5 protein-coding genes are annotated in these 10,002 nt (G+C 72.5%); 3 read left to right on the top strand and 2 right to left on the bottom strand.

Going from position 1 to position 10,002, the window contains the following annotated elements:
• Positions 1-152: 152 nt before the first annotated feature.
• Positions 153-2,678 carry an NACHT domain-containing protein gene (locus tag NMK44_RS07675; RefSeq protein ID WP_254739732.1) on the bottom strand — a complete coding sequence of 842 codons (2,526 nt, stop codon included), beginning with the start codon at positions 2,676-2,678 and terminating at the stop codon, positions 153-155.
• 219 nt (positions 2,679-2,897) lie between these two features.
• Complete coding sequence (locus NMK44_RS07670; RefSeq protein ID WP_254739730.1) at positions 2,898-4,718, bottom strand: bifunctional metallophosphatase/5'-nucleotidase; 1,821 nt, start codon at positions 4,716-4,718, stop codon at positions 2,898-2,900.
• Positions 4,719-4,950: 232 nt separating this feature from the next.
• Here NMK44_RS07670 and mshD point away from each other — a divergent pair, with 232 nt between their 5' ends.
• The 3 genes from mshD (at position 4,951) to NMK44_RS07655 (ending at position 9,971) form a co-directional block, all read left to right on the top strand.
• The gene (mshD, locus tag NMK44_RS07665; protein ID WP_254739728.1) at positions 4,951-5,883 is read left to right on the top strand and encodes a mycothiol synthase; all 933 of its coding nucleotides are present in this window, start codon (positions 4,951-4,953) and stop codon (positions 5,881-5,883) included.
• Positions 5,884-6,181: 298 nt separating this feature from the next.
• Positions 6,182-8,431 carry an RNA degradosome polyphosphate kinase gene (locus NMK44_RS07660; RefSeq protein WP_254739726.1) on the top strand — a complete coding sequence of 750 codons (2,250 nt, stop codon included), beginning with the start codon at positions 6,182-6,184 and terminating at the stop codon, positions 8,429-8,431.
• Positions 8,432-8,447: 16 nt separating this feature from the next.
• A complete protein-coding gene (locus NMK44_RS07655; RefSeq protein WP_254740154.1) occupies positions 8,448-9,971 on the top strand; it encodes a CHAD domain-containing protein in 1,524 nt (507 codons plus the stop codon).
• Positions 9,972-10,002: the final 31 nt, after the last annotated feature.

The following is a 10,002-nucleotide window of genomic DNA, read 5'->3' as shown; positions in this document are numbered from 1 at the left end:
GTTTCTCTTGGCCCTCCCCCTGGGCCGTGAAGGGGCCGTGACACCGTCCTGGACGGTGTCACGGCCCCTTTGCCCGTTCCGGCCCGTCATCGTGCCCGTACGGGCGGCCGGTGCCCGTGCGGGCCCGCCGGGGGCGTTTACGGCCCGGGGTCTCAGTTGCCCGTCACGATCACCTGGACGCCCTCGGGGACCCCGGTGACCGCCGCGTTGCGGGGGCTCAGCCGCAGGGTGTGCAGCCGGGGGAAGGCGGCCAGCCAGCCCAGGTCCAGATCGTCCCCCAGGTCGTAGGAGAGCCACAGCTCGGTCAGCCGGTCGGCGGCCAGGCCCGCGGTGAGCTGCTCCGGGCTGAAGGCCCCGGAGATCTGGACGCACGGGCGTCCGCCGAGTCTGCGCAGCGCGTCCAGCTCGGCCGCGTCGGACACCGGAAAGTCGAGTTCGCGTTCATCGAGATGCGCGATGATTTCCTCCGCGTAGCGGTCGGTGTCATAGCGCCGCCAGGCCCGTGCGAGCTGTGAGCGCACCGCCCAGGACGTGCGGCCGCGCAGCCGGGTCAGATAGTCGATGGCGCGGTCGTCGGCTATCGAGGTGGCGGTCACGGCCAGCCGGTGGGCTTCCTCATCGGATACACCGGTGGGATCGGGCAGCATTTCCAGTGCGATAGGACCGATCCAGCCCAGTGCGCGCGCTGCCTCCAGAGAGGTCGGGCGGACCAGGTCCCGGGTATAGCGGTGCACCCGGGAACGCACCGTGGGGTCCAGCTCCGTCGCATGTTCCAGACAAGCGGCCGCCAGCAGTTTGCGATGGCGGGCATGGACCGGGCGGGAGTCCTTTCGGGCGGCCAGCAGTCCTTCCAGGAGGTAAGCGCATTCATCGGGACGGGCGAGGGCGACCGACATTCTGATCACTTCTTCCCAGTCGTCCAGGTGGGCGTGGTCGATCAGGAAGTCGAAATCGTGCCGTTCCACCACGGCCCGCGCACTCAGATAGTCCTGGAAGGTGCGGTGGACGAAATCGACCGATCCCGGTGTGGGCTCGCGCAATAGTCCGGTGCGGTGGAGCAGATGCCGGTAGATCTCCTCCGGGCCGCCCTGCCGTGCGGCATGGGGAATGGCGGGGAGGTGCTGGGCGAAGGTCTCGAGTGCCACGGTCCGGTCCATTTCGGACCGTCCGTTGACCAGCATCCAGTGCGCCAGCTTCTGGAGCAGCCGGATCTTCGGTTCCTGGGGGAGGTCGATTCCGTCCGGCGGCACCATGGCGCGCTCCCGGTCACGGCGTTCCAGCAGCATGGAAAGGGCCGCGTCATAGAGGGCTTTGCGGCCGCGCGGGAGATAGCCGCGGCGGTCCCGGTGCAGGGCGCAGATCAGTCCGCACATCAGTGGATTGGTCGCCAGCCGTCCCAGATCACGGGTAATCCGCACCGCGTCCAGCAGCGTTTCCTCATAGGAGCCCAGCCGGTCCAGATCGGTGCCGTCCTCGCGCGCCGCGGCGTGCCAGCGCTGGATGAAAGCGGTAACCCCCTCACGGCTGAGCGGGGCCAGCTTCAGTTCCGTGAACCGTTCGGAGGCCAGCCAGTTCTCGCGGACGGCCGAGGGGCGGGAGGTCACCAGCCAGACGTTGCCCGGATAGCGCGCGGGGAGTTCGCGCAGCGCCTGTCGGAGCTGTTCGCGGTCGCCCTCGGGCGCCTCGTCGATCCCGTCCACCAGCAGCAGCCCGCGGCCCGCGGACAGCACCCGCTCGGCCCAGCCGTCGGGCTGGGCGTCGGCCCGGGGGTGGCGGACGGCGGAGAGGAAGAGGTCGGGCGGCGGGAAGCCGCCCTGCCGGAACCGGCGCACCGGCAGGACGAACGGCACCCGGCCGCGCAGCCGGGAGAGCTGGCCGGGCAGCCGCCCGCGGGCCACGGAGACCGCGAGCCACTGCACCAGCGTGGTCTTGCCGGAGCCCGCCACCCCCCACAGCAGCACCCGGTCGCGCCCGGCGAGCGCCTGTTCCGCGGGGGCGGTGGGGCCCGCGTCGGTCTCGGTCTCCAGGCTGAGGTAGGCGGCGTCCAGCGGCCAGGTGTCGGGGGAGTGGGCCAGATCGATGCCGTAGATCGTCAGATGGTCATGGGCGGCGATGATCGCGCGGGCGTAGACCTCCTCGAAGGCGGCGTCCGCGTCGGCCGCCCGTTCGGCCAGGCCGCGGGCGACGAACGCCGAGCGCTGGACCAGGAAACGCAGGATCCGGTCGCAGACCGCGTACAGGACGGCGGTGTGCAGCCGGGCGGCGGCGGGCGGCAGTTCGCGTCCGGCGTCCGGGGCGGCGACCGTCAGATGCCGGGCGAACGCCTCGGGGCCGAGCCGCACCGCCCGTACGTCGTCCATGTCGACGCTGCCGAGCGCGTGCAGACTGCGGGCGAGCGCGTCGGTGAGGGCACGTTCCCCCGCGCCGCCCCCGCCGCCGTCGTCCCGCGCACCGGGGGGAGCGGTGTCCCGCAGTGCCTCGGCGACCAGTGCGGCGGCGATCCGGGTGAGATCGCGCTCGGTGAGTGTCCGCCGGTCGCCCTGGAAGGAGACCAGGGCCGATATCCGGACCGGCCGGTCGACCGGTGGCGCACCGGGCCCCCCGGCCGCGAAGAGCTGGGTGATCAGCGGTACGACGACGTCAGGCGCGAGTCGAACGCTGTTGGCTGCGGGATCCATCGGGCCCCGGTCCCCCCGTGGCGGTGTCGGCCGTTGTGAAGCCTCCAGGGTAGGCCGGGGCGGGGGTCCGGCGCGGGGGGTTCGCAGGGCGGGCGGAGGCATGGGGGGCCGGATGTGTGCGCCTGCACGGGGGTTTCGGCGGGGGCCGGCCACGAGGGAGCCCCGGAGACGACGACGGCCCGGCCCCCGCCGTCCGGGGGCCGGGCCGTCGCGCCGGGATTACTTCTTGACGGTGATGCGGTCCGCGGCCGGCGGGGCCAGCGGGGAGGACGCCGAGGAGTGGGCGCCCAGGTAGGAGGTGAACGCCTCCAGGTCGGAGGCGCCGACCAGCTTGTTCTTGCCCTCCTTGAACGCCGGGAAGCCGTCGCCGCCGCCCGCGAGGAACTCGTTCATCGCCACCCGGTAGGTCTTGGCCGGGTCGATCGGCTCACCGTTGAGCTTCACCGAGCCGGTGACGATCCGGTCCTTGCCGGACTTGGTGAGGTCCAGGGTGTAGGTGAAGCCCTTGGACACCTGGAGGATCTTCGGGCTGCTCTCGTTGGGGCCGCTGACCTGCTGCTGGAGCCCGCTGATCAGTTGGGCACCGGTCAGGTCGATCACATTCATCATGTTGGTGAAGGGCTGCACGGTGAACGCCTCGCCGTAGGTGACGACCCCGTCCCCCTCACTGCCCGACGCCTTGTACGCCAGGTCCGAGCGGATGCCGCCGGGGTTCATCAGCGAAAGCTGTGCACCGCCCTTGTCGGCCGGGGAGAGCGCCTCCAACTGGGCGTCGGTGATGACGTCGCCGAGCGGGGTCTCGTACGCGGTCGAGCCGCGTCCGGGGATCTCCGCCGAGATGTAGCCCACCGGCTTGTTCGCGATCGGCGCCGCCAGCTTGTTCCAGCGCCCGATCAGCGAGGTCATGTCCGCGGCCTTGGGCTGCTCGCGGTTGACCACGTGGTTGGCCGAGTCGGCGCCCTTCACGGACGTCCGGACGATGTCACCGGTGCGCCGGTCGTAGGTGAGCGTGGTGTCCGTGTAGAGCCGTCCGAAGGAGGCGGCCGAGGTCACGGTGCGCGGGGTGCCGGACGGGTCCGGGATGGTGCAGGCGTACGCCTGGTGGGTGTGGCCGGTGACCAGCGCGTCCACCTTCGGGCTGAGGTGCTTGGCGATGTCCACGATCGGGCCGGAGACGCCGCTGCCCGCGCCCGGGCTGTCGCAGTCGTAGTTGTACGACGAGGAGGCGGGCATCCCGCCCTCGTGGATGAGCGCGACGATCGACTTCACGCCCTTGCGGTACAGCTCCTTGGCGTACTTGTTGACCGTCTTGACCTCGTCGTGGAACTTCAGGCCCTTGACGCCCTCGGCGGTGACGATGTCCGGGGTGCCCTCCAGGGTGACCCCGATGAAGCCGATCTTGACGCCCTTGTGCTTCCAGACCGTGTAGGGCTTCAGCAGCGGCTTGCCGGTCTTCTCGTCGGTGACGTTGGCCGCCAGGTACGGGAAGTCGGCGCCCTTGAACTTCTTGCCGTCCTCGAAGCAGCCGTCCTTGGGATGACAGCCGCCCTTCTGCATCCGCTTCAGCTCGGCGCGGCCCTCGTCGAACTCGTGGTTGCCGACCGAGGTGACGTCCAGGTCCAGCTTGTTGAGCGCCTCGATGGTCGGCTCGTCGTGGAAGAGGCCGGACATCAGCGGGCTGGCGCCGATCATGTCGCCACCGGCCGCGGTGACCGAGTAGGGGTGGCCCGCGCGGGCCTTGCGCAGCGAGTTCGCCAGATACTCGACCCCGCCCGCCGGGACGGACTTGGTGGTGCCGTCCGCCTGGGTCTCGGTCACGGTGCCCGAGGAGCCCTGCGGCGGCTCCAGGTTGCCGTGCAGATCGTTGAAGGACAGCAGCTGGACATCGACGGTGCGGTCCTGCCGGTGGCCCGGTGCCGCCGTGGTGTCGGCGCCCGCCGGGGTGTTCACGGCGGACAGGACCCCGGCCGTGGCCGCGAGGACCGCGACTCCCGTTGCCAACCGGCGGGCCGTCCCGCCCCGTTGAGGTCGTGCTGCCATGTCGTCCCCTTTTACGCGTGGTGGTCTGACCCGTGGAGCGGGCGTTCGCGCAGATGTGCCCGTGGTGGTCGGTGGCCCGAAGCATACGGTCAACGCGCGTAGCGGGGCAGGGGGATGAGGTTACGAGCTGGTTGCGCAAGGGAGGACACCAGTCGGTGGTTCGCCCATTGGGGGGAAATGTCCCCTCTCGGGGAACGTCGGTGCGCGGTGGCCGAGTCGTAGGCTCGGCACCATGAATGACGTGGTGAACGAGACGGCCGGCGCCCGGCGCATCGAGGTCCTAGAGGAGCTCGCGCCCGCTGTGGTCCAGGACGTGCTGCGCCTGATCGCGGAATCCGCGCGCACCGACGGTCAGCAGGCCGTGTCCGAGCAGGGGCGGCTGCAACTGCGGGGACAGCGGCCGGGGGTACGGCATCTGGTGCTGCGCGAGCCGAGCGGTGAGCTGGTCGGCTACGCACAGCTTGAGGACACCGACCCGGTGGAGGCCCCGGCCGCCGAACTGGTCGTCCACCCCGGTCACCGGGGCCAGGGGCACGGCCGGGCCCTGGGGGTGACGCTGCTGAGGGAGTCCGGCAAGCGGCTGCGGGTGTGGGCGCACGGCGGCCATGCCTCCGCCCGCCACCTCGCCCAGGTGCTGGGGCTGACCCTGTTCCGCGAGCTGCGTCAGATGCGGCGGTCCCTGGGGCCGGCCGCGGAGCCGGGCATCGACGAGCCGGTGCTGCCGGACGGGGTCACCGTACGGACCTTCCGGCCCGGTGCGGACGACGCCGCCTGGCTGGCGGCCAACGCGGCGGCCTTCGCCCACCACCCCGAGCAGGGCTCACTCACCCAGCGTGACCTGGACGATCGCATGGGGGAGGTGTGGTTCGACCCGCGCGGCTTCTTCCTCGCCGAACGCGAGGGCGAGATCGTCGGCTTCCACTGGACCAAGGTGCACGGCGAGGAGGGACTGGGCGAGGTCTATGTGGTGGGCGTCCGGCCGGACGCCCAGGGCGGCGGCCTCGGCCGCGCGCTGACCGCGATCGGCCTGCGGCACCTGGCCGCGGAGGGGCTGCCCACGGCGATGCTGTACGTCGACGCCGACAACGGCGCGGCCGTCTCGGTCTACGACCGGATGGGCTTCGTGACCCACGAGACGGACCTGATGTACCGCACGGAGACCTGACCGGACGGCTCCCTCCGCCGCCCGGCCCGGCGGTGACCCGGTACGGGGGCGGCCCCGCACCGGGTCACCGGGCGCCGGGGACCGGGCTCCCGGGTGCCGGGGCCGCCGGCGGGGGACGTCTGGGGGTCGGGTCGCGATTTCCTCCGCGCCATGTCTTCGTTACCGACGATTCAACCTCGGTTGCGAGCATCACGGAATGCAGTCCGCTGTGCCGCATTCGTCGAACCGGAGGCTCCGTGCCGCAGTCGCACATGCGTCCGCCACGCCGTCTTCCGCCCCGGCGCGGAACAATGAGGTCATGAGCCACTCCAGCGGTCAGGCCCCGGTCCACCCGCAGCCTCAGTCCCAGCCCTCCGTCGGTTCCATCGCGGCCCACCGGCCGCATGCCGTCGCCGTTCCGCCGGTGCGGTCGCTCGACCCCGACATCGACGCCGATCCGGACACCTACGAGGAGGGCTCCGGCCCGGACGGGGAGAGCGGGGAGCTGCCCCAGGGCCGGTTCCTGGACCGCGAGCGAAGCTGGCTGGCGTTCAACGAGCGGGTGCTGGAGCTCGCCGAGGACCCCGCCACCCCGCTGCTGGAGCGGGCCAACTTCCTGGCGATCTTCGCGAGCAACCTCGACGAGTTCTTCATGGTCCGGGTCGCGGGCCTGAAGCGGCGCATCGCCACCGGGGTGGCCACCCGTTCCGCCTCCGGGCTCCAGCCGCGCGAGGTGCTGGACCAGATCTGGACCCGGTCCCGTGAGCTCATGGCCCGGCACGCCGCCTGCTACCAGCACGATGTCTCCCCGGCGCTGGCCGAGGAGGGCATCCATCTGATCCGCTGGCCGGATCTCACGGAGAAGGAGCAGTCCCGGCTCTTCACGCTCTTCCGGCAGCAGATCTTCCCCGTGCTGACCCCGCTGGCCGTGGACCCCGCACACCCCTTCCCGTACATCTCGGGGCTCTCGCTCAATCTGGCCGTCGTGGTGCGCAACCCGGTGAGCGGTCATGATCACTTCGCACGTGTGAAGGTTCCGCCGCTGCTCTCACGGTTCCTGGAGGCGTCGCCGCAGCGCTATGTGCCGCTGGAGGATGTCATAGCGGCGCACCTGGAGGAGCTGTTCCCGGGGATGGAGGTGCTTGCGCACCATATGTTCCGGGTCACCCGCAACGAGGACCTGGAGGTCGAGGAGGACGACGCGGAGAACCTGCTCCAGGCGCTGGAAAAGGAGCTGCTGCGCCGCCGCTTCGGGCCCCCGGTGCGGCTGGAGGTCGAGGAGTCCATCGACCCGTACGTGCTGGACCTGCTGGTGCGTGAGCTGAAGATCTCCGACGCGGAGGTCTATCCGCTGCCCGGTCCGCTCGACCTCACCGCGCTGTTCGGCATAGCGGCGCTGGACCGGCTGGAGCTGAAGTACCCCAAGTTCGTGGCGGGCACCCACCGGGACCTGGCCGAGGTCGAGTCGGCGTCGGCGCCCGACATCTTCGCCGCGCTGCGCGAGCGGGACGTGCTGCTGCACCACCCGTACGACTCCTTCTCCACCTCCGTCCAGGCGTTCCTGGAGCAGGCCGCGGCCGATCCGGACGTCCTCGCGATCAAGCAGACGCTCTACCGCACCTCCGGCAAGTCGCCGATCGTCGACGCGCTGATCGACGCCGCCGAGTCCGGCAAGCAGGTGCTGGTGCTGGTCGAGATCAAGGCCCGGTTCGACGAGCAGGCCAACATCAAGTGGGCCCGCAAGCTGGAGGAGGCGGGCTGCCACGTCGTCTACGGCCTGGTGGGGCTGAAGACCCACTGCAAACTGTCGCTGGTGGTCCGCCAGGAGGGCGACACCCTGCGCCGCTACTCCCACGTCGGCACCGGCAACTACCACCCCAAGACGGCGCGGCTGTACGAGGACCTGGGGCTGCTCACGGCCGACGCCAAGGTGGGCGCCGATCTGTCCGACCTGTTCAACCGGTTGAGCGGCTACTCCCGCCGGGAGACCTACCGGCGGCTGCTGGTCGCCCCCAAGTCACTGCGCGACGGGCTGATCACCCGGATCAACAAGGAGGTCACCCACCACCGGGCGGGCCGTCCCGCCTCCGTGCGGATCAAGGTCAACTCGATGGTCGACGAGGCCGTGATCGACGCCCTGTACCGGGCCGCGCGGGCCGGGGTGCCGGTCGACGTCTGGGTGCGCGGGATCTGCGCGCTGCGGCCCGGTGTGCCGGGGCTCTCGGAGAACATCCGGGTCCGCTCCGTCCTGGGGCGCTTTCTGGAGCATTCACGGATCTTCGCGTTCGGGAACGGCGGGGAGCCGGAGGTGTGGCTCGGCAGCGCCGACATGATGCACCGCAATCTGGACCGCCGGATAGAGGCGCTGGTGCGTGTCACCGACCCCGCCCACCGGGCGTCGCTCAACCGCCTGCTGGAGAGCGGGATGTCCGATTCCACCGCCTCCTGGCATCTGGGCCCGGACGGCGAGTGGACCCGGCACGCCGTGGACGCGGATGGCCATCCGCTGCGGAACGTACAGGAAATGCTCATAGACGCCCGGAGGCGACGGCGTGGTTCAACGACATGACCTGCCGCTGGTCGGGATGACGGGTGCCGGACAGTCGCCCGGCGGCCCCGAAGGCTCGGCGCCCCCCGGACGGCCCGGGCCACCAGGGGGGCCAGGGGGGTACGAGACGGCGGAGCGCGTCGCGGCGCCGGGCCCGGACCCGCACCCCGTTCCGGCCGCGCCGCCGCCCACGGCCGGGGAGGTGCTCGCGTCCTATCTGAACGCGCAGGCCGGGGACTTCCTGCGGAGTCTGCGGCTGCACCGCGAGAGCGGTTCCGATGTCGAGGCGGCCGCGGAGGCCGCCCGGCAGCTCCGCCGGGCCGCCCGCCGGATCAGCGGCGCGCTGTCCGTCTACCGTCCGCTCACCGACACCGCCTGGTCCGATGAGCTCCGCGCCGAGCTGGCCTGGCTGTCCGGCTCGCTGGCCCTGGAGCACGCGTACACCGAGCGGCTGTCCCGGCTCCGCGGCGCGCTCCAGCGCCTCTCGGGCGCCGGCGGTCCGCCGGACCGGCCCCCGGCGGAGGCGCGGGCGGAGGCAGTGGCAACGGCGGCGACGGCGGCATCGGGGACGGTGGGCGCGGCGGGGGCGGCATCCGCCGGGAGTACGGCCGCGGCCGCCCGGCCCGCACGGGCCGCCCGCCGTACGGTCTCCCTCGCCACCGGCGGGCCGGACACCGCGCCGCCCGCCCCGCGCGGGGGCCCGGCGGACGGTACGGCCCCGGCGGAGAAGGCCGGGGAGACCACCGGGCACACGACCGACGCACCGGCCACCGCCCCCCAGCGGGCCGGTGGCGGCGCGGACGGGGGCCGCGGCGCCGGGCTGACCGTGGGGGCGGCCCGCGCCGGGGCCCTGCTGGAGCGCCAGCTCACGCTGGCCCGGACCCGGGCCCACACCGCCGCCCTCCAGGCGCTCGGCTCCTCCCGCTTCCACGCGGTCGCCGACACCGTGGCGCTGCTCGCCTCCGAGGTCCCGCTGGAGGAGTCCGCCGCCGCGCACCCCGCCGAGCAGACGCTGACCCCGCTGGCCGAAATGGCGCACCGGCGGCTGGCCGAAGCCGTCGAGGCGCTGCCGCTGGGCCGCGCCGGACATCCGTACAACGCCGAGGCCCTGGTCCACGGGCTCGCCGCGACCCCCGCCGCCGACGCCCCGCCCGCCAGCGAACAGCAGGACGCGCCCTGGCACCAGGTGCGCCGGCTGCTGCGGATGCGCCGCTACGCGCTGGAGGTGCTGGAGATGGCGGAGCCGCCGCGGGGGGCGCCATGGGTGACCGGGGCGCCGGACGAGGAGCCCGAGACGGCCGGAGGGGCGGCCGGGCCGGTGAACGCTCCGGCGGAGCTCCCGCCGTCCGTACGGCTGCTGGCCGCCGCGCGGGCGCTGGAGCGCCACCGCGACGCGTCCGAGGCGGCCGCCGCCGCGGCGGCCGCGGCCCGCACCCCGCGGATCGCCCCGGCCACGGCGTACGCGCTCGGGGTGCTGCACGCCGATCAGCGGCATGAGGTGGAGGCGGCCCGGTTCGCCTTCGGCCGGATCTGGCGGCATATGGCGGCCGGGCCGGTCTGAGGACCACGCGGGGCCGGGGCGCGGAAGGACA

This window comes from Streptomyces cucumeris, assembly GCF_024295805.1.
GTDB lineage: Bacteria > Actinomycetota > Actinomycetes > Streptomycetales > Streptomycetaceae > Streptomyces > Streptomyces cucumeris.
The sequence above is the reverse complement of the archived record's forward strand: the minus strand, read 5'-3'. Positions and strand labels throughout refer to the sequence as shown.

Excerpts from the sequence above, each read along its gene's own strand:
- NMK44_RS07675 (WP_254739732.1), bottom strand. The coding sequence starts at position 2,678 with ATGGATCCCGCAGCCAACAGCGTTCGACTCGCGCCTGACGTCGTCGTA.
- NMK44_RS07670 (WP_254739730.1), bottom strand. The coding sequence starts at position 4,718 with ATGGCAGCACGACCTCAACGGGGCGGGACGGCCCGCCGGTTGGCAACG.
- mshD (WP_254739728.1), top strand. The coding sequence starts at position 4,951 with ATGAATGACGTGGTGAACGAGACGGCCGGCGCCCGGCGCATCGAGGTC.
- NMK44_RS07660 (WP_254739726.1), top strand. The coding sequence starts at position 6,182 with ATGAGCCACTCCAGCGGTCAGGCCCCGGTCCACCCGCAGCCTCAGTCC.
- NMK44_RS07655 (WP_254740154.1), top strand. The coding sequence starts at position 8,448 with ATGACGGGTGCCGGACAGTCGCCCGGCGGCCCCGAAGGCTCGGCGCCC.